Below are 21,298 nucleotides of genomic sequence, written 5' to 3'. Positions count from 1 at the left end.
CTCTGGTCGCCAGAGACGCTCCCATGTGTTCCCCAAGTGGCAGCATCCTTTCGGGTCCGGGCAGTGCCCGTATCCGGCCAGTTATGCGGGATGGCTAGCGGGGGCGCCAGCCACCAGTCCCGGTTTCCTGCTGCCTTTCGGCTGCCGGCCTTGGCTTCTTGGATCATCCTGCGCCCGCTGAGGCGACACTCGGGCCCTGGGCCTGCACAGCCTTCGCGCACGGCACGGAAACGGTCCACCGACTCCGTCGGCGGACCGTCACGAAACTTCGAGGCTAGATTCTAGTAACTTCCCCAGTAAGGAATTAGACGCGTGATCCGCCTGCCTTGCGCACGATGCCCACCTGCGATGATTCGATAGACAAAACGTTGTGCCGCTGGAACTGTCCAACTCACCACAGCGAAGAGTTCTCTACCACAGGCTCTGCCCATGCCGCGTACGTAAAGATCGATCGCAGTGACGGTGGAGTCGTCGAGTCATCAACCGCGTTCTCTCTGCACCGGAGCCCGTAATGCAGACGATAAGACAGACCATCGATGACGACGCCGCCGATATCAGTATCTTCGGACTGCGGTTGAAAACCTGGCTCTTCCTCTACCATCCATCCAGCTCTCCCAGCGAGATACACCCACGTCTGGAAAGCTCGAAGCACATCCTCAGCGTCTGGCTCCATGCTGTCGACACGCGCCAAAATCTCAACAGGATCTCGACGATTTGGATCGTTGATCGGCATTTCGCCCCTCAAATAATCTTGAGTCTTACAAGTCTATTTCCGCCAGCTTGACGGCAAGTCCGTCTGCCACCATTGCCAGCCGTCTTGGGGGTCCTTCCAGAGATAGGCGAAGGTAGCACCGGTGTCCTCTGCAGTCCGAGTCATCGCACCTCTACAGCTAGAGCACGGCGGTCGTGCCCCCGTGGTGACAACGTATCCTCCCTCTGGCGCGGGCGAATCAAGGAAGAACTCGTCACCAGTGACCACCCTCGTACCATACGTGGGAACTCCACCAGACATTCGAGCCACCCGGTTCTCCGTGTGGCTGAGAGCTTCTCCACCTCGTCCCATCGCCTGCTCCGAAGGCTGCTGATTTCCACTCCGTATCCGGTAGGAATCTACAAGATTCTGCCGTCAGACACCAGAGTGGCCCCACCGGAATCAATCCGGTGGGGTCACAATGCAGATATCAAGTCGTTTCAGGAAGCAGGACGCACACCTTCTATCCACCGCTCCATTGCGAAGACGAGGTCTTCAAGCTCAGACTTTAGAAGCTCGATCGAAATGTCGCCGCGAGTCCACTTATCCCAGAGGAGACCAAGCCCCTCCGTGATTTCCGCGAGAGAAATCAGCTGCTCTCCCAACAGGTGGGCTTCACCAATCTTCTTTCCCGCCGCGAGAACCCAATCATTTGCGCTTGCGTATGCAGATATCCCACGCCCAGCCATGACACAGACCGACCAAGGGAACCGATCGTCGCTCGCAATCGAGACGAGCGCTCCATAGTCCTCTGAGTTCCTGACTTTCATCACGCGTCAACCATCCCTAGCTGCTCCCACTCATTCAACTCACCCATCAGCGCAGTACATAGAGGTCATACCATCGTGATTCGCCCAGATCAACAGCAGTCGACCGTTGGTGGGTATGTCGTCGACGCCACCAGCTCTGAGAACATCACAAACGTGAGTCAGGCAACTATTTTTCACGAAATCGTAGGGCCCTTGTTCAGTGCCCACCTTGCTCATCTGGAAGTCGCGCGCCGCAGCTCCATTCGGCAAATCGAACGTGATCTGCGGGGCACCTGAGCTTCCTCCATAGTTGCTAATCGGCGTCTCGGTGTGCCCGACATTCGGCATGAGGTGCGTGTGGGTGACATTCCCGGCACCATCCATCACCTCAACGCTGAAGTGAACGTTATTCCCATCGCTGATGTGCGCATGAACCACGGCCGTTCCGGGAACCACACAGGATTCGCCGTCGGTGTTGTGGACCAAGATCGGGACGCCGCCCGCAACAACATAGTACGTGTGCTACGCGACCCCTCTCTACCTGCGTTTTTGCAGGTCAAGCGGTGTTCTGCGGTCCGCTGGGGTGCGGGTTCGGCCGGGGTTGTTCGTGGTTCTTGCCGTCAACTACTGCCGTCAAGGATCTTGACCAATCAGGCAGGCCGGGCACTCCGCGCGGCGGCGCAGCGGTCGGCCGCCGGGTAGGCCCTCGGCAGCGTGCGGCGGGCTCGGCCAGTCTGGCAGCGCGGGAGCCAGACCGGGAGCTGTGCTCCCCGCCGGAGGCGAAAGGCCACCGCCCTCGGTGAGCCCGGCGACGGACGTGAGGGTCGGCCCCTTGGGTCGGCCCTTGCCTGCGATCCGGCCGTAGGACGGTCGTAGGCGACAACTTGCTGTGCGAAGCACGAGGGCTCCACGCCCACAACTTGGCTCCGGCGGCACCAGGTTGGGCCCCGCTCGCGCCTGGGTCCGGCCGTCTGCCAGCACCTCGCGCGGGCCTCGGCTGCTCGCCCGACGGTGGGTCAGTCGGCGATGCTCGGCCAGCTCAGACGGGCGGGCGCCGCCTTGAACCTCGTAGAGAAAATCTGAACGCACGCTCCGGGCCACGCGGCACGGCGGGTCAGCGGCCCCGCTCGCCGCCGCCCGCCTCCTGTGCCTGGACGCGGGCGCGGAGATCGGCCAGCTGCTCGACCGCCTCGGCCAGTTCCCGTTCCAGCGTCTCGACGCGAGCCGCCGTCCCGCCGACGGGGGCCGTCGCCTCCGGGCCGTCGAGGTCATCAGCGTCGTCGGCGGCGTGATCGTGGTGGGCGACGAAGGCGCCCTTTCCGGGTCGGGAGACCGCCCAGCCGTCCTGCTTCAGCAGGGTCATGGCCTTCTGCACGGTCAGGCTCGCCGCCCCGAACTCCCTCATCAGCACGGCCTGCGTCGGCAACGCGTCCCCCGGCTGCAGCCCACCCGAGCGGATCCGCTCGCGCAGGTCCTCGGCGATGACCTCGAACGTCAGCGGCACCCCGCTGCCCGCCGGCCTGCGCCCACGCCGCCCCACGTCATCTCCCACTGGCAGTACGCCGGAACCGGCCTCCTGCCCGAACTCGAACACCTCGCCCACCTCCTGACCGCAAAACGGCAGACCCAGCCCAAGCAACCGACCCGAACCCGACGCTCGGAGCGCTCCGGTGACCGCGCCGGTCACTCCACCCACCGGCTGCCCCGTGCTGTCCGAACGGGGGCCCTCACGTGACCGCCAGCACGGAACTCCTCACCGTCCCCCAGGTCATGGAACGCCTCCAACTCGGCCGCACCGCTATCTACGACCTCATCCGCACCCGGCAACTCCCCTCCCTCACCCTCGGCCGCGCCCGCCGCATCCCCGCACACGCCCTCACCGACTTCATCCACACCCGCCTCGACCAGGAAGCCGCATGACCACACCCTGCGACACCCCCACCTCCCGCCGCACCCGCGCCAACGGCGACGGAACCGTCTACCAGCGAAAAGACCGCCGCTGGGAAGCCGCCGGATACGTCCTCGCCCCCGGCAACACCCGAAAACGCGTCCGCGTCTACGGCAGCTCACGCACGGAGGCCCGGGCCAAACTGACCGAGAAGATCGCTGCCAGCAACCGCGGCGTCCCCGCCGTCAGAAACCAGGGCAGCCTCGCGACATACCTGGCGTACTGGCTGGAGAACGTCGCGGTCCACCAACTCCGCGAGACCTCCCACACCCGCTACACCGCCGTTGTCGAGCGGTACCTCATACCGGGCCTGGGCAGGAAGAAGCTCGCCAAGCTCACCGCCAAGGACGTCCGCACCTGGCTGAACGATCTGCGGACCGTCAGACAGTGCTGCGCACGCGGCACCGACGCCCGACGCGACCCCAACGCGCAGGCCAGCCGACGCCCGCGCTGCTGCGCCATCGGCCAATGCTGCCGCAAACGGCTCTCCCCGCTCACGCTCGCCTACATCCACTCCGTACTCAAGTCCGCCCTGGAGCACGCTGTCCGCGAGGAGGAGATCCCACGCAACGTCGCCCGCAACGTCCGCACCGGCACACCCCGCCCCCGCCGCTTCAACCCCTCACCACCGACGAAGCCCGACACTTCCTCGCCGCCGCCCACAGGCACCGGCTCGCCGCGCTGTTCGAACTGGCCCTACGCACAGGACTACGCAAGGGCGAACTCCTCGGCCTGCACTGGGAAGACCTCGACAACGGCACAGCCAGCATCCGCCGCACCCTCCAACGCACCACCAGCAGGGGCCTGGCCACACTGCCGACCAAAAACCATCAGCTCCGAGCGGCGCATCGCCCTGCCGGCCTCCTGCGTCACCTCACTTCGCGCACACCGCGCCCGGCAAGCACAGGAGAAGGACGAGGCGGGCTCGCGCTGGCAGGGCAGCGGCCACGTCTTCACACGCCTCGACGGCCACCCCATCGAACCCGCCACGCTCACCCGCCACTTCAACGCCCTGCTCCGCGAAGCCCGCCTGCGGCCGATCCGGTTTCACGACCTCCGCCACTCGACGGCGACCCTGCTCCTGGAGCAGGGCGTCGAACTGGTCGTCATCAAGGAGCTGCTGGGCCATGCCCACATCGGGGTGACCGCAACGGTGTACGCACACGTCCGTCTCCGCCTCCAGCGCCAGGCCATCGACCTCCTCGGCCACGCCCTCGGCACCTTCGCCGAGCCTACGACCGAGCTCGACGACGGCAACAATCCGCCGACTTGTGCAGCACCGTCCGCTGACGTTGCCGTCAGCTACTGCCGTCAGACGCCCGAAACGACCCCACCGGCAAGATCTACCGGTGGGGTCGTTCGATACCCGCAATGCTAGGAAACACCTTGCCCTTTAGCTTATGCCTCTCGCGAGGTCACGATAACTAAGCTCTCGGGGCCCTAGCACACCACGAAGGCCCGGAATTCCGCCCGCGCGCAGCTGGGTGATCGATTCTCGCTGACAAGATCGCTCGAATTCCTGCAGGCTGACATGCCCATCGATATCCACCGTTTCAGGCCAAAGCGAAGCAACCTCAAACGCCTTTTGGAATACCGTGATATAAGATTCTGAGGTCTCGCCAACTTCAGCTTCGATCAAATCCAGTACTGCTTCCAGGAGTTCGAATCCACCAAGGGAAAACTGGAGCGTTCTCTCGGCCCCAGAGAACTCGGCGATCAAACGGCGACACGCCTTCTTGGCAATGCGAACCACATCGGCGTTCAGGCGCCTCCCCTCGCAGGACCTGAGCCCAGCACGCACACCGGCATCCGCCTGATAGTAGAGGTCTCCTTGCCCAGCCGCTTCAGCGAGGATATACAGCCCCCCGCCAATCCGAAGAGCTGCGACGCAGCTCAGCGCCTTGGAAGACATGCCATCCAGTACGTCACTGGACGATGGATCAGACATCTCACCCTCCTTCCCGCACGGCTCACAGCCGACTCACTACCATTCTGCCGTGGTAGCAGATGTCAAGGTAGCACCTCTATTTATGAGGAAGTCCTCACACGCAGGGCAAATAGGTCGGCTAACGACTAGGAACCTGGGCTGCAATTGCAATACTCCCGCTGTCTCATTGAACAACTTCACCTCAGCATGCCAGAGATCTTCCTTGGCTACGGTCTTAGCGGGCTGCGGCACACGGAATCCAAACTCTGTGTTACCCAGGTCAGGGAGCTCACCGAACTGGGCAGGCGTCAAATCTGCCCGTGCACCAACGGCATAGAAGTCGAGTCCGCCGCTCCCTCCGGGCACATCTGCGTGAAGTCCTCCCATTGTCCTAAATCCAGCACCAGCTCCGGCCGCATCGGTCAGATCATCCACTCGCGATTGAACGTGGGCGGGGCCTGAAACGTTGCACAGGTTAGGTCCGGTGCCAGTGTTATGAACCAAGATCGGCGTGCCGCCCGCCACGACATAGTACGTGTGGAGTTGCTGGACAGTGAGGTTCCAGCGGTATGCCGCACCGGGTGTGGGCTGGGCAGCGACAACGTAAGCGTGGCCGTTGGTGGCGGTGTTGAGGGCGTCGCCATGGTGGAGTTTGCCAGCAGCCACCCAGGTGTGTGTTGTGTCGTCCCAGAAGGGGTGGTTGGCGGTGGTGTGGAGGGTGGTGGTGTGGCCGTCTTTGGTGCGGATGGTGAGGTCGAGCAGGTCGTGGTCGTGGTTGATCCACACGTGCTGGACCGTGCGTGCGCCTTGGTGCTTGCCAGTCTCGGGGTCGGCGGATTCGACCTTGTCGCCGGTCTTGATTTTGCCGATCGGTTTGGTCTTGCCACCGTCCATGAGGACTGGCGTGCTGGGCGAGAAGCTACAGCCCTTCGGGGAGCCGCTGGCACCCTTTCCGGGGGTGTCCGGCTTAGCCGCGGCAGCGTTGGCATGTTCAGCGTGGGTCTGAGGGTCCGGGTCCTTGGCGACGGCCCCCTTCGCGGCCGATGCGTCTTCCGTAGCCTTCTCGGATGCCCCGGCCTTGGCAGCCAAGGTGTCAGCCTGCTCTTCGATTGCCTCTGCCGTGGCACTGATTCCCACGAAGATACGGCTGCCGAGGAGCAGGCTGCCGCCCGCTTCACCGTCGGCAACGCCGAGAAGCAATCCGGTGGCGCAGTCCACGACGCCTGATTCCAGGCATGCTATGGCCAAGGGCACTGCTACAGGCGCGACCATGGCCATGACCATGGCCGTGCCGCCGCCATAGCTTTCGCATCTGTCCGTACCGAAGTCGGCGGGCGCGCAGGGCACTTCACCGAGGGTCGGGGTGGGCGTCTGCGTCGAGGCGGGCGTGGAGCTCATCGAGGGCGAGGGCGTGGTGGACGGTGACGGCGAAGAACTGGTGTTGCCACTGGATGTGCCGGTTCCCGACTTCTTCGACCCGCCGCCCGAGCCCGCCTGGCCGCTGCACTTGCTCCAGCCGCCGCTGCACTGTGTGCCGTCGTTGTTGACCAGGATGGTTCCGGTCGGGTCGCTTCCGGAGACCGGATTGTCGCCGGCGTAGGTGTAGCCGCCCATCTGGTTGGGATCGCTCGCCTCGAAGAGCGGATCGGGGGTGAGGAAGCGGCCCTGGGCGGGGTCGTAGTTGCGGGCGCCGAGGAGGTCCAGGCCGGTGCTGGCATCGGTGGGCTGGCCGAGGTAGCCGTGGTTCTCGTCGGTGGAGACCCAGGTGGTGGGCTTGGTGCCGCGGGTGTTGCCGTAGGGGTCGTAGTAGCGGCGGGTGACCGCCAGGGTGCTGGCGTCGATGGCGGTGGTGGCGGTGCCCTGGGCGTTGGCGACTTCGTAGGTGACGGTCCCGCTGCTGGAGCGGCAGATGGTGGTGCCGTCCGGGCCGTGGTAGTAGCGCAGGCCGGTCCAGGTTTTGGCGGAGACGTTCAGAGTGATCTGCTCGGTGCCGCCGAACAGGTACAGGATGCGGGTCTTGGCGGTGCCGTCGACGCTGCTGGTCTGTTCCAGCAGGTTGCCGTCGGCGTCGTAGAGGTAGCTGCTGGTGTTGGTGTCGGTGCCCGAGCCGGTGGCGACGGTGGCGGTGCGGCCTTCGGCGTCGTAGGTGAAGGTCTGGGTCTGGCCGGGAGGCAGGGCTCCGGTGCCTGCGGTGGTCCAGGTCTGGCCCGCGCTGCCGCAGGTGGCGAGGGTGAGCTGGGTACGGATGGTCGCGCTGGCGCCCGGGTCGGTCACGCACATCGCGCTGTTGGCGTTGCTGACCAGGGTGCCGGTGTTGGTGACCTTCCACTTCTGGGTGGCGTCGCTGTTGCAGGTGTCGATGACGAGGAGGGTGCCGGCGGTGGTGGCGTTGCCGGTGGTGTCCAGGCACATGGTGCCGAGCACCTTGACGGTGCCGTCGGTGCCGATCGTCCAGTTCTGGGCTGCGGAGGCGTTGCAGGTGTAGGTGCGGACCACCGCGCCGGGGGTGGTGGAGGCGCCTGCGTCGTCGATGCAGAGCTTGCCGCCGCCGGTGAGGGTGAAGCCGGTGTTGAGCGGGCCGGTGGTGGTTGTCTTCCGGCTGATGGTGTCGCCGGCGTTCTTATTGCTGTAGGCCGGGTCGGTGTACGTGGGGGTCCAGGTGGCGGTGCCGGTGGTCGGGTTGCTGCTGGTCGTGGTGCCAGCCTGGTCGGGCAGGGTCGCGGTGGCGGTGCCGTCGGTGCCTGTGTAGGCGGTGGTTTGTGTGGTGTTGTTGGCCGCGGTGCCGGTGGTGTCGTGGTTGACCATGCTCGTGCGGTCGCCGAGCAGGTCGTAGGTGTACGTCTGCCAGTACGCTGCCGGGCCACCGACCGTGCCGGCCATGACCGGTGCCGTGGTGGTGGTCTGCACAGAGCTGGTGTTACAGCTGCCGACGGCTCCGACCGGGGCGCTTGTGGAGTTGGTGATACCTGCCGTGTCTGTCCAGGCGGCGGTCAGGCGCTGGAAGGAGTCGTAGGTGAAGCACTGGGTGTCGTGGGTGGTGTTGTTCTGCAGGTCGTCGATCGCGGTGATCTCGCCGGCCTGGTTGTAGCGGTAGTTGTCCACGTCCAGTGGGGTCGTGGATGTCTGCAGTTGGCTTTCCGTCTGGGTGACCCGGCCGGTGGTGACGTCGTACTGGGCAGAGTTGACGAGTTCCTTGCCGGTGGGGCCGTAGTTGGTCTGCAGGACCCGCCCGAAGGGGTCGTGGACGGTGGTGTCCAGGTAGGAAGGGAGGTTGGACAGGCTGATGGCACCGCCGAAGCCGTTCAGGTTGCCGTTGACCGTGTAGCCAAAGTTAACGGTCTCGGCGGGCAGGTTGCCGTCGGCCTCGTAATGGGTACTGGACAGCAGCCCCACCGTGGGGGTGTAGTCAACCGTGCTGGTGTAAGTGACGGTGCCGCTGCTGGGGGCGGTGGACTGTCCGGCTGCGGCGAAGCCGTCTGCGGCCGGGACGGTGAGGGTGCTGCCGGTCGGCTGGTAGGCGGTGTTGTAGCCGGTGACCGCCTGGGCGTACGCCGATCCCGACGTCCCGCCGACGTACCGGGTGGACGACGTCGGGTAGCCCTTCGCGAGCGTGTCGTACGCCCAGGAGGCGAGTTCCTTGGTGGGGTCGGGGGTGGCCGACCACGCTCCCTTGTACTCGGCTACGGGGCGGTTGTCCCAGTCGTAACTGTAGGACAGAGCCTGCCCGCGCGAGTCGGTGGTCTGTTGCAGGTTGCCGGCGACGTCGTACTGGTCGTAGCTGGTGGTACCGGTGTTCGGGTCGGTCTGGGACGTCTTCTGGCCCAGCAGGTTGTAGTGGTAGGACCAGGCGTTGCCGGCGTTGTCCTTGATCGTGTCGACCTGACCGGCGGGTGTGTAGGTGTAGGTGGTGGTGGCGGCGGCCTCGCTGGCCAGGTGCCAGGTGTCGGTCTTCCAGATCGCGGTACCGGTGCCGTCATAGAGCACCATGTTGGCGTCGTTCTGGATCTGCATCACGGTGCCGGTGGTGGTTCCGGTCGACCACAGAGTGGTGGTGGCTCCAGCGTTGTAGACGACGAAGTTGCCGTCGCTCCGCAAGGTGGCAAAGGCTCCCAGGTTACCGGAGGTGCTGGTCGACCACAAAGTCTTGCCGGTCGCGAGGGAGGTCAGTACCAGGTTGCCGTCGGCCTGCATGGTCAGGCGGGTGCTGTCCGAGGTCAGTGACGTGCCCGATGGGATGACCTGGCCCTGGGTCAGTTTGACCGTGCTGCCGGTGTTCTTGACGACGCTTTCGGTGGTCTGTCCCAGTGCGTTGGTGTAGGTCGCGGCGGAGCGGCCGCCGGCCGGGGCGGTGGTGTCGGTCTCGTCGGCACCGGGGTAGCTGGTGGTGCTGTGCCACTGCGGAACCGCCTGGTGCCACAGCGTGCTGGTGACCCCGCGGCCCTCGCCGTCGTACTCAGTGGTGGTCTCCGACGGGACCTGATTCTCGTTCGCCGCGTACAGCGTGGTGGAGGGGCCGTTGTTCGGCTCGGAGTAGGGCGCGAACGACGCGGTCTGCCAGCCGTGCGAGTCGTAGAAGGTGTCGGAGATGATCCGGCCGGAGTTGCTGTCGCCGTCGGCCGTGGCCTGGGTCTGGCGCGGCTGCAGCATTCCGTCGTAGATGGTGATCGACGAGGCGTAGGTGCCGTCCTCGCGCAGTGTCTTCGTGGTCACCGCGGAGGGGTCGCCCGGTGAGGTGATGCTGCCACTGGGCCCGGTGACCACACCGGGGTTGATCGAGTAGGTGAATGTCTCGTCCGCGCTCTGGCCCGATGCCTTGTCCCGGCCGGGTAGCCAGACGGCTGTGCGTCGGCCGAGCGCGTCGTAGGTGATGTCGGTCTTGCGGTTGTTGGCGTCGACGTTCTCGGTGGCCAGGCCACGCAGCGGGTCGAGGGTGGAGGTGACCGTCCAGTTCTTGGAGTTCGTGCTCGTGATGCTGGTCGGGTTGGTGTTGCCGCCAAACGCGCTCCAGGCTGGACTGAAGGCGGTGTGGGTGTTCTGCCCGGTGACGTCCAGGGCGTCGGTGACCCGGCCGGCCCCGTCGTACTTCATGGCCGAGCTGGTCTGCCAGTTCTCCGTCGTCCCGGTGTAACCGGTCGCGGTGCGTACGGCAGTGACCTGGCCGATGGCGGTGCTGCTGGTCTGGTCGAGCTGTCCGAACGTGCCCAGGTTGGTGAGGGTGCCGTCACCGTCGTAGTAGATCTTCTTGTCCGCCAGCAGCGTGCTCGCAGAGGCTGCCGTGCCGCAGGGGCCGCTGACGGAGGTGACCTGGTCTGGGTAGGATTGGGCCATGGTGTTGCTGGACGACGGCGCCGCATACGTGGTGGTGGCGCACTTCTCCTGCGCGGCCACGCTCACGTCCCCGTGTGCGTCGACGGTTGAGACGCGGCCCTGGCTGTCGTAGGTGGTGTCGGTGCGGGTGTGGCGCCATGTCCCGTCGGCGAGCAGCGCGTAGCCGTGCGACTGTGCGGTCTTGATCCGCAGGGCGTTCAGATCGGGGAGGGTCGACAGGTCCGGTTCGGTCTGGCCGGGGTTGTCGTCCTGGGTCCAGTCCGTCCACGGGGTCTGGGCAGCGTGGGTGGTCGTGGTGAAGGTGAACGGGCCGTTGACGGTTGCGGCGTTGACGGTGCCGCCCGCCGCCGTGTACGTGTCGCTCTGAAGGGCTTGGCCAGCGAGTTGGTCGGCATCGGTGACGGTCTGGACCGTGGAGCCTCCGACCTTGGCGTCCACGCTGACTGAGCGGCGGGTGCCGTCGGCCTTGTAGTCGCCGTCCATGCCCTGCAGGTAGGTGGTGGTCTGCTGGGTCACCGGTTCGGGAGCCTGGCCGGTCTGCACTGTGACTGTGCGGAAGCCGCGGAACTGGTCCCACGTGCGGTACTGGTCGTCCGTCTGGGCCGAGTCGTCCCGGTGCCAGGCGGGACCGGCGTAGCTGTAGGTGGAGACCTGCGTCTCAGAGCCGGCCGGGATGTTCTGGCTGTTCGGTTTGTACTGGGAGGCGATCGTCAGGTCGGACGCCGTGACGGTGTGCACGGTGGTCTTGTTGAACCAGTCCGCGATCGGCTTCGATGCGCCCGGCACGGTCCAGTAGACCGGGTAGCAGGAGTTGGTGTTGCTGTCCGCTGCCGAGATCGACAGCGTCTTGTTCGCGCACGGGTTGGTGTTGTAGTTGACGGCGATGGACTCGCCGGTCTCGGTCTGGATCGAGGAGATCCTCGGCCGGTACAGCGGCGGCGCGGACGGGGAGGTGTCGTTGACCCGGTTGTCGATCTCGGTACCGGTGAAGGAGACCTGGTTGAGCTTGATGGCGCTGTTGCCGTTGCCGTAGGTGTCCTTGCCGGTGTGCTGGATCGACTGCAGCCACGTCACGGCCTGCAGAGAACCTGCGTCCTTGGGGTCGATGGTGGTACCGGTGACCGGGTCGACCGTTCCGCCGGCGTCCGAGTACACCTGCCCCAGCTGGTAGCTGTCGACGTCGACGAGATCGTCCGTCGAGGAGTCCTTGACGTGGACCTTCGTGGTGATGCTGTCCAGGCGGGTGGTGGACCAGAACGTCGGTCCGGCCGTGATGCAGACATCGGTCGGCACGGAGGTGGACCCGGACGGCAGGGTGGTGCTGTCGGTGGAGTCGCAGTGCAGGTCCCACGGCACATCGGGCCAGTGCGGGGCCGTGTTGTCGTTGAGGTTTCCCGCCGAGCAGTCGGTGAAGGTGTCCGTAGTCTGGCAGCGCTGCTTGGAGGTGAAGACCACCTGGCCGGCAGGCTTGCGGCCGGTCTGCTCGTCGGTGAGCTTGTAGCCGTAGGAGACGGAGTCGAGCTTGCCGCCACGGACGTACGAGGTCAGGGTCCCCGAGTCACCGGTCGCGGCCTGGCCGCCGCCCAGGTCGTAGTAGTTGGTCTCGGTCGTGTAGTCGTAGCGCTGCACGAACCCGCTCGGCGAGACGACGAAGTCAAGGTTCCAGCGCCAGCCCTCGTGCTTGTCACACTGCGACGCCTTGCCCTTGGCCGAGTCGTAGCACGGATCACCCGACTTCGAGTGCAGTACCGGCACACCCCAGGCGGAATCGGTCGAGGAGTCGCCCGGAGTACCGGACTGCATCGCCCCGGAGGGGCCGGCGCCCGTCGGGGAGTGGTCCGCACCGAAGTACGCGGCGGTACCGTCCGTGGTCAGCAGCCGGAAGTAGACGCCGTCGTGCAGCCCGTTGGCGGCCCCGGACAGCTCCTGGACCAGGGTGCCGTCGTCGCCCTGCAGCCGCCACTGCTTGATCTCGCCCGGCACGCTGGAGTCGACGCCGTCGGGCACCAGCTGCCCGGAGTGCGATCCGAAAGAGATCGTGGCGTTGTCACCGGCCCAGCACTGGTCCCCGGATCCCTTGAGGATCTTCTTGCCGCTGCTGTCCAGCAGAGTGCCGCACGAACGATACGTCCGCTCCACGAAGCCCGGCTGGTAGTCCCAGCCGTCACCGATCCAGGACGCCTGGGAGTTCCGGGCCGAGGTCTCCCCGTCCTCGGACTGCGAGTCGTAGGACAGCGCCACCGACGGGGCGTTGCCGCCGACTGCGGACGGGACGTCGATCGGGTAGGAGTAGGTGAAGGCGCCGGTGCCGGAGGTCTGCCAGCTCCCGGAAGGGTTCAGGGAGGTTGCCGCGTAGTTGCCCTGGGAGCCGGAGCTGCCGGAGGTGACCTCCACGGCCGTCGTGTTCGCCGTGGCGGAGTTCGCGGACATCGCCATCGACTCGGTCGCACCGCTCGCGGTACGTGATGCCGCAGCACTTGAGGAGCCGAGGACTAGCGTGGCGGTCAGCTGGTCCGCTGTCGCCCTGTTGGTGAAGGTGATGGGGGTCCGCGTTCCGCACTGCTTCAGCTGGGGAGTGGTCATCGCACAGGCCGGCACCTGGAACAGCCGCAGCCGTGAACCGAACCCACCGCCGTACGCCTTGGCCAGCGAGGAATAGTCGATGACCACGCGCACCCGGCCGCCACCGGACTTCCCATCGGTGCGAGTGAAGGCGAGGAGCATGCCGTCGGCGCCTGCCCGCAGGGTCTGGGCGTGCGACGCGACCTTCACCTTGACCGCCGCCGGGCCGGATGCCTTGACGGAGCCTGACTTGTGTCCGGCGGCAGGCGCCGGTGCCACCCACACCGGCAGACCGCCGGCCTTGACGGGCTTCGTCACCGGAAGGACGCGAGTGCTCAGAGCAGGAGTGGATGCTGCTTTGGTGGGTGCACTGGAAGGGCTGGCGGGGCTGGACGGCGAACCCGGCGTCGCCGCTGTGCTGGAGGCGGTGTTGCCGGTTCCGGTGGTGTGCGTCAGGGAGACCGTTTTCGTACCGGCCTTCGGCCACACCGGTTTAACCGCTTGATAGCGGCTCGCCGCCTTATAGCCCCTGGGGCGGACGGCGGTTGGCCGGCGCAGGGCGTGGCTGCCCACCGCCGGGGTTTTCGGCAGGGCCTTCGGATTCCACACTGTGCCCTTGAAGCGGTACGGCCCCACGACCACGCCGGCGGCCACCGCAGCGGGCACGAGAAGAGTCAGCAGCGCGACGGCTGTCGTCGCGAGAGTCAGCGCTCTACCCCAGATCCGGTACTGGACGCTCGCATACCAACGCCGCTTGCCGCTCACTGAAATCCCCCCACGACCAGCGGTCCTGACAGACCGTCGTCCCCCCATCACGCCCGCTGCGTGATCGTCGGGAGGCTATTGATAGGGGGCAGGCAACTCAATACCCTGTGCCGGCGATGTGACCATGACGTATGCCAACTGAGTGTCTGATGTGCCCTTTCCATGAAGTCGCGAACATCAACACCTGATGGCAAACCGGACACCACGCACGCCGTTCGCCACAGCTAGACATCCATCAATGTGGCGAAGATCACGAAAGCAAAGCATTTGCAAAAAGAGGGGGAGTTGCTAAGTGTTGTCCGGATATACCCGAAAGCAGCGCAGGAGGAGGGAACTGACGCGCCGTCTGGCGCTGATCCCCGCGCTGGCAGGGCTGTTGCTCGCTGTTCCCGCTACGCCGGCAAGCGCCGCCGAGTCATCCCCGAGTGATCCGATGCTGGCCGCCCAGACCGAGGCCGTCGCCAGCGGTCACGATGTGCCCGTCGATTCCCTCACGACGGAAACCTCCACCGTCACCGCCAACCCCGACGGCACGTTCACCTCCACCACCAACGTCATGCCGGTACGGGTCCTCAAGGACGGCACCTGGACGCCCGTCGACGCCACTCTGGCCACGAATGCGGACGGAACCCTCTCGCCGAAGGCCACGCCGAACGACGTCACCCTGTCGGGCGGCGGCAGTGGCCCGCTGGCCACACAGACCAACGAAGACGGGCACAGCATGGCTCTGACCATGCCCTTCACGCTGCCCGCGCCCGTCGTCAGCGACGACACCGCCGTCTACAAGTCTGTTCTGCCCGGCGTGGATCTGTCCGTGTCGGTCACCGACCAGGGCGGCTTCAGCGATGTACTGATCGTCCACGACGCCGCAGCCGCAGCCGACCCGCACATCAAGAAGCTCACCGAGGCCGCCTCCACCCAGGGCCTGACCCTGTCCGCCACGGACTCGGGCGGCATGAACGCCACCACCGCGGACGGCACCGTCGCCTACACCAGCCCGCGCCCGCTGATGTGGGACTCCAGCACCACTTCGGACGCACCGACGACAACCGCACCCGCCTCGGACACCTCGACGGTCAGCGATATCCCTACGGCGTCCTCCGCCGACGGCCCCGGTGAGGGAGCCAACGTCAACACGGTGCCGATGAGCACCACGTCCAGCGGCATCACCCTGGCACCGGACACAAGCGTCCTCAACGCCCCGGACACCACCTACCCGGTGTACATCGACCCGTTCAGCAACCCGGTCACCGAGGACGCCGGCCACTACGACGAGGTGTACTCCAGCTCCACCTGCGCTGACAGCCCGCAGTACGACAAGCTACAGACCAACGGCGAAGGCGTGGGCTACCAGCGCTGGGGCGGCGTCTGCGGTACCGGACTGGAGCGCGCCTACTACACCATCCCCACTGACAAACTCGACCCCTCCATGCAGGTCTACGACGCTCAGATCACGGTGAGCTCCACCTACGCCGCAAGCTACGACTGCTCGCAGAACCAGCCGATCACCCTCCACACCACCGGGTCGATCGACTCCGGCACCGACTGGAACAACAAACCCGACACCATCGACGACAACTACGCCCCCGTCAAAATCACGATTCCCAGTGGGGCCAACTCCGGCAGCAGCTGCAGCAACCACACTGCGACCTTCAAGGTCCTCGCCCAGGCCCAGCGGATAGCGACCTACCACAGCGCCAGCGGCGACCACTGGACCGTCGGCCTCTTCGGCAACGAGAGCATCTCCTCCAGCAACGACGACTACCTGCGGATGTCCAGCTCCCTCAGCCTGACGGTGAAATTCGACATCCCCCCGGACATCCCGACCAGTCTCAAAACCACGCCCTCCGCAACCGGCGCAGCCGGGGACTGTGTCATGAGCGGCGACGGCTGGATCGGCGCAGTCACCTACTCGGGCGCTGGAAGCAACATCCAGCTCCATTCCAAGGTCTCAGCGAATGTCTCCGGTGAACTCGTCAAAGCCCACTACCACGTCTGGGACCGCACCGTCCTCGACTCCAGCGGCAATGCCTACACCGACTCCACCCCCGACAGCGCATACCTTGCCTCTGGCTCGGATGCCGTCATGCCGATCGGCTTCACGCTCAAGGACGGCCACGAGTACGGCTGGGACGTCTACGCCCAGGACAACAACACACAGCTCTCCCTGACCTCCGACATCAGCGATCACTGCTGGTTCAAGACCGACTTCACCCCACCCGACACACCCGACATTGCCAACAACGCATCCTTCCCGCCCGTGGGCACCGGCCCTGCCAATCCAGTGGTCTATGCCGCACCACGAAAGACCACCAGCTTCACCGTCACCGCAGCGGACGGAGCCGCGTCCGACACCAGTTGCACGCCGAACGCCTGCCTGTCCAGCGGCGTCGACCACTTCCTATGGCAACTCGACAGCCAGCCAACCGCCACCACCGGCACCCCGGCGTCTGTCACCAGCAGCGACAGCTCCGGCACCGCGACCGGAACAATCCCGGTTCCGATCACCAACTGGGGTGTTCACACCCTCTACGTGGCCGCAGTCGACGCGGCTGGAAATATCTCCCAAGCCCCCGCCAGCTACACCTTCACCGTCCCCTGGAACCCCGACACCAAGATCACACCAGGGGACATCAGCGGCGACGGCGTCCCCGACCTGCTCGCCACCACAAAGACCGGTGACCTCGAACTGATCCCCGGCAACACCGACCCCGCCCAGAACGCGGCCCCCGCCCAGAGCGATCCGGTCACCGGCACACCGCCCGCGATCAACGGCCCGGTGCTCGTCTCGACCCCTGCGGGCTCACCCGACGGCACCAGCTGGAACAACTACCTCATCGCCCACCGCGGCAATCTGAACGGTGCCACCTACGACGACCTCATCGCATACAACAAGCACAATCAGCAGCTGTACGTGGTCAAGAACGACCTCGACCCGGCAGACGGCGGTGCGACCTACTCGACCTATCCCGGGTTCCTCGGCAAACGGTCTCCCGAAGTACTGGACAAGCCCAGCTGTGACACGACCATCGTTCCCGACAGCCGCTGCAGCGGCGCCGGATACGACAAATCCACCCCTTGGAAGATCAGCCAGCTCGTCGCTCCTGGTGACCTCTACGGGGGAGGCTTCCCCGCAATCATCACCGTCGAGAACGGCGAACTCTGGTACTACCAGGTCACTGGCGGACCTGCTCTGAGCTACCCGATGCTCCTCGGCGACGGTGACTGGACCGGCATGACCCTGATCGCCCCCGGCAAGGTCAACGGCACCCCGACTCTGTGGGCCCGCGACAACTCCACCGGCGCTCTCTACACCTACTCGCTGGCCCGCGACTCCACCGGGCTCCCTCCACTCCTGCACGCCACCGCCCACACCGCCCTGGCCCTCACCCTGCCTCCGACGTCCTATCCCAAGATCGCATCGTCCGGCGACGTGAACAGCCTCTCCGGCGGCCCGGACGGCAACCCCGATCTCTACGTAACGGACACCCACGGCGAACTGATCGAGTACCCAGGTACAGCGTCGACCAGTACCACCGCCAACTTCGCCGCCCCTGTCTCCCTGGGCACCGCCGCCAACGCCGCGACTCACTGGTGGAACCTTGACGACGGCACCGGCAACACCGCCGCCGACTGCGCCACCGCCACAGACTCCGACTGCAGCGCCGGCCTCCCCGCGTCACTCAGCGGCGCCTATACCTGGAGCAGCGACTCGACTCGAAGCAAGTACATCAACCTCAACGGCACCACCGGCCATGCCAATACCTCCGGGGCGGCCGTCGACACCTCGCACGGTTTCACCGTCTCCGCCTGGATCAAGCTCAATTCGTCGTCCGCCAATGCGACATTCGTCTCGCAGGACGGGGCCGTCAACAACGGCTTTCAGCTGTACTACTCCTCGGGCGCCCAGGCGTGGGCCTTCGGCAGACACAGCACCGACGCGAGCGGTGCCGTCTGGCAGGCCACCTACGGCAGCAAGCCCGTCATAGGCAAATGGACACACCTGGTAGGCGTCTTCGACGCCACCAACCAGGAAATCCGGCTCTACGTCAACGGCAAGCTCACCGCCGCCAAGGACTGGACCTACACGCCCTGGAACGCGACCGGCTCCCTCCAAATCGGCCGCAAACTCTCCTCCGGCGTCTACGGAGAGTACGCCAACGCAGGCATCAGCGACATCCACATCTACAACACCGCCCTGCCTCCCACCGACGCAGCCGCTACCGGTGACAACCCCGCCATCAGCCAACTCGACTGACCCCTGAGGGACGTTCAGGCGCTCGACCGAATCGCCTCGGCCGAGCGCCTGCCAAGTCCGCGGGCGATCGCGCAGCAGACCTAGGTACCGAACTGTCCGAGTACACCACTACAGTTCTCGATCACTTGACCGATCCAAGAGCGCCGAGGGACCGCAGTCCGATGCTTGCGCTCTCGCTTGCAGAGTCGACCAATCCTCTGGGGGGACCATCATGAGACGCAGCGCCTTCCTGGCGGCGGCCACGGCAACCGCACTGACCACCAGCCTGTTCACGGGCCTCGCCCCGGCCCGGGCGGACGGCACCACCAGCGGCCCCGTCCTGGTCGGCGCCAATGGCTGGAACGAGCCAGGTCTGGTCTTCGTGACCGCGCACTCCGACAGCCCGATCACCCGCATCACGGCCCACTTCCATCCGCTGGACGCACCAGACGGAACCCAAGAGGCCGGATCGACCGAGGACTTCACCCAGTACTCCGGACAGGACGCGACGTCCGGTACCTGGCGGGCGCCGGTCCACCTGGCGGACCTCGGCGACTACCGGGTCACCGTCGACCTCCAAGACGCCTCCGGCGCCACCGTCACCGGCGCCCTCTCCCCCGACCCCCTGCAGTACCGGACCGTCCTCACGATCAACGGTCTCACCACCACCCCGAGCGTGCCGGACTACCTCCACCAGCAGGTCTCCGTCAGCGGCACCGTCGTCGCCCGGGATCCCCGCACCCCCGACACCCCGACTCCCGCCGACGGCACGCCCGTCGACGTCGTCGCCGACACCGGACTCGGCCGGACGACCGTGACCGCGACCGCCGGCGCCGACGGCCGCTTCACCGCCGCCTACGTCCCCACCGAGCAGTCCTTCCGGCTGTTCGCCGCACCCCTGGCCTCCAACAGCTACCCGGGAGCGATCGACCTGTCGACGTACCCCGACCAGTGGCTGCACACCACCCAGGCACCGGTCCGCTTCTCGGCAAGCACCCACGCCCTGAACTTGAAACAGGGCGCCACCGGCACCGTCACCGGCCACGCCGAGATCCAGACCACCGCCGGCTGGCAGCCGCTACCGAACACCGCGATCACCCTTGAGGACTCCCCGGTGGTGGCCGGGCAGACGACCACCGACAGCCAGGGCAACTACACCCTTCGCGTCTCCTCGGAGAGCCCCGCCCCGAACGCCGAACTCTTCGCCGGCACCGACTACATGCCCTTCCAGCAGGTCGCCACCCAACCCTTCAGCCTGCACGTCGCCTACACCACCCACACCGGCCTGAGCGCGGACCTCAACGACGACGGATCCCTGAAAGTCTCCGGCTACGTCTACTACGAAGACGCGCGCGCGAAATGGCCCGCCAAGCCCACCGTCACCCTGCAGTACTCCGAAGACGGCAAGACCGGCTGGAAGAACGCCGCCTCCGTTCCCTTCCCGATCCGCCACAACAAGCCCCTGTTCGAGGAGACGTTCGCCCGCACCCTCACCGCACCGGACACCGACGCCTACTGGCGAGCCCGCTTCGACGGCAACCCCGACCTCGGCACCAGCACCACCAAGCCCGTCCACCTCTACCGCTACGCCACCCGCGTCACCGGCTTCCACGCCTCCTCCGACCCGGTCCGCAAGGGACAGGCGTTCAGCTTCGGCGGCACCCTCCAGTACAAGAAGGGCAGCACCTGGAAGCCGCTCGACAGCGGCTTTCCCACCCTCTACTTCAAGCCCCGCGGCTCCAGCACCTACCACTACGTATGCGAACTGGTCAGCGACAAGCACGGCCACCTCGAGGGCATGGTGACCGCCAAGCAGGACGGCACCTGGGCCCTCGCGCTCAGCCGAGAGACCGGAAACCACTACCTCAGAAGCGCCCAGGTCACCGACTACGTCGACGTCCGCTAGCCGTTGCCCGTGGCGACGGCACCTGGACCCACCTCGTCGCCACCCTCCGGGCACCAGTCCCGGGAGGCTCCACCAGCGGCAACATGGCCCTGTACCAGCACGGCACCCTCATCCGGACCGCCACCAACCTCAGCCCCCAGTACGACTCCTCCATGCCCCTGACCATCGGCGGCTGCATCAACAGCACTTCCGCCACCACCCCCTACCTGGCCTTCCCCGGCTCCGTCGCCGATGTCCACGTCTACCCCCGCACACTCTCGGCGACCGAGGTCAGCGCACTGCACTGACCCACCACCGAACCAGGGCCCGCGCCGACTCCGACAGGAGCGGCGCGGGCCCGCCCACGTCCTCGGCGGCGGCCACACCCAGCCGGCGAACGGACCGACACCGTCGAACGTCCCCGAAGACCAGCTTGCGGAGACCACCTACGAGATCACGCCCGCCAGCGCAACCCCCTAGCACAGGCGCGTTGCCGAAATCGAAGCGGCACACCACAGGCGCATCCACCGGGAAGCCGCCACAGAAGAGGCCCGCATCAAGTACGTCGAGACTCAGCGCGCGCTATCCACCATCGCGCCAGCCATGCCGCCGAGCCAGACCAAAACACAACCAGCCGACGGGGGCTTCGTCGCGCTGCCAGCTGTCACGGGCGAGTCACAAACCCCGTGGACACCCTCTCGGCACAGAATCCGAAACTGGACATATGCGCCCGCACAGGACTGGACGGACGGGCCTGGACGGCTTCTACGACATGTGCCAGGTGGTACCCAGGGAGGGACCCAAGATCAGGACAGGAGCGTCTTCTGGCCCGTCAAAGCGGTATTGGAGGGTGTTCGGTGGTGTCTCGCTCACCCGTCTGAGCCTCTCATCTGTCACGACAGCCCCTATGAGCGGGGTACTGGCTGTAGCTGTTTGACCAGGTGGAAGACCTCCCGGGCAGCGTAGCGTTTGAGGCAGCGGACGATTTCGCGCCGGGTCTTGCCCTCCTTGATGCGGCGCTCGTAGTAGTCCTGGGTTCGCGCGTCGACCCGCAGGCGGGTGGCAGTAACGGCTTGCGGTGGCCCCATTTCTCCGGCCTGAGCTGGCCCCACTGCATGGCTCGCGAGGCCGTCGTTCCGGCTCGTG

General features: G+C 66.0%; 11 protein-coding genes and 1 pseudogene. 6 read left to right on the top strand and 6 right to left on the bottom strand.

Going from position 1 to position 21,298, the window contains the following annotated elements:
- Positions 1–766 precede the first annotated feature (766 nt).
- The 4 genes from SSP29_RS61440 to SSP29_RS46055 form a co-directional block, all read right to left on the bottom strand.
- The gene (locus tag SSP29_RS61440) at positions 767–1,099 is read right to left on the bottom strand and encodes a hypothetical protein (RefSeq protein WP_368669293.1); all 333 of its coding nucleotides are present in this window, start codon (positions 1,097–1,099) and stop codon (positions 767–769) included.
- Positions 1,100–1,191: 92 nt separating this feature from the next.
- Positions 1,192–1,524, bottom strand: a complete 333-nt coding sequence (locus SSP29_RS52745; RefSeq protein WP_145969050.1) for a hypothetical protein — start codon at positions 1,522–1,524, stop codon at positions 1,192–1,194.
- Between the two features lie 36 nt (positions 1,525–1,560).
- Positions 1,561–1,986 carry a hypothetical protein gene (locus SSP29_RS52740; protein ID WP_145969049.1) on the bottom strand — a complete coding sequence of 142 codons (426 nt, stop codon included), beginning with the start codon at positions 1,984–1,986 and terminating at the stop codon, positions 1,561–1,563.
- 628 nt (positions 1,987–2,614) lie between these two features.
- Positions 2,615–3,094, bottom strand: coding sequence for a GntR family transcriptional regulator (locus tag SSP29_RS46055; RefSeq protein ID WP_245883547.1), 480 nt, complete (start codon positions 3,092–3,094; stop codon positions 2,615–2,617).
- Between the two features lie 137 nt (positions 3,095–3,231).
- On the opposite strand from SSP29_RS46055, the gene SSP29_RS46045 reads away from it, so the two are divergent.
- Entirely contained in the window at positions 3,232–3,420 is a 189-nt protein-coding gene (locus SSP29_RS46045; protein ID WP_089106956.1) for a helix-turn-helix domain-containing protein, read from the top strand.
- Positions 3,417–4,709 (top strand): annotated as a pseudogene (locus SSP29_RS46040) (tyrosine-type recombinase/integrase); the annotation flags it as partial. The gene SSP29_RS46045 and the pseudogene SSP29_RS46040, both read left to right, overlap by 4 nt.
- A gap of 132 nt (positions 4,710–4,841) precedes the next feature.
- Here the strand turns inward: SSP29_RS46040 and SSP29_RS52735 are convergent.
- Positions 4,842–5,396 (bottom strand): hypothetical protein, encoded by a 555-nt coding sequence (locus tag SSP29_RS52735; protein ID WP_145969048.1) that lies wholly within the window; start codon positions 5,394–5,396, stop codon positions 4,842–4,844.
- A gap of 36 nt (positions 5,397–5,432) precedes the next feature.
- Complete coding sequence (locus tag SSP29_RS46035; RefSeq protein ID WP_167450171.1) at positions 5,433–13,583, bottom strand: ricin-type beta-trefoil lectin domain protein; 8,151 nt, start codon at positions 13,581–13,583, stop codon at positions 5,433–5,435.
- Positions 13,584–13,626: 43 nt separating this feature from the next.
- On the opposite strand from SSP29_RS46035, the gene SSP29_RS58960 reads away from it, so the two are divergent.
- From SSP29_RS58960 to SSP29_RS57775, 4 genes are all read left to right on the top strand, one after another.
- On the top strand, positions 13,627–13,770 hold the full coding sequence (locus SSP29_RS58960; protein WP_167450170.1) for a hypothetical protein: 144 nt from the start codon (positions 13,627–13,629) through the stop codon (positions 13,768–13,770).
- Between the two features lie 693 nt (positions 13,771–14,463).
- Positions 14,464–18,288: a LamG domain-containing protein gene (locus SSP29_RS46030; RefSeq protein WP_089106954.1), complete on the top strand. Its 3,825-nt coding sequence runs from the start codon at positions 14,464–14,466 to the stop codon at positions 18,286–18,288.
- A gap of 211 nt (positions 18,289–18,499) precedes the next feature.
- Positions 18,500–20,173, top strand: coding sequence for a hypothetical protein (locus SSP29_RS60650; protein ID WP_245883546.1), 1,674 nt, complete (start codon positions 18,500–18,502; stop codon positions 20,171–20,173).
- Positions 20,092–20,460, top strand: coding sequence for a LamG-like jellyroll fold domain-containing protein (locus tag SSP29_RS57775; RefSeq protein ID WP_245883551.1), 369 nt, complete (start codon positions 20,092–20,094; stop codon positions 20,458–20,460). The genes SSP29_RS60650 and SSP29_RS57775 overlap by 82 nt, the downstream gene beginning before the upstream one ends.
- Positions 20,461–21,298 lie beyond the last annotated feature (838 nt).

Source organism: Streptomyces hyaluromycini (genome assembly GCF_002217755.1).
GTDB lineage: Bacteria > Actinomycetota > Actinomycetes > Streptomycetales > Streptomycetaceae > Streptomyces > Streptomyces hyaluromycini.
Note: the sequence above shows the minus strand (reverse complement) of the source record. Positions and strands in the feature narration are given on the sequence as shown.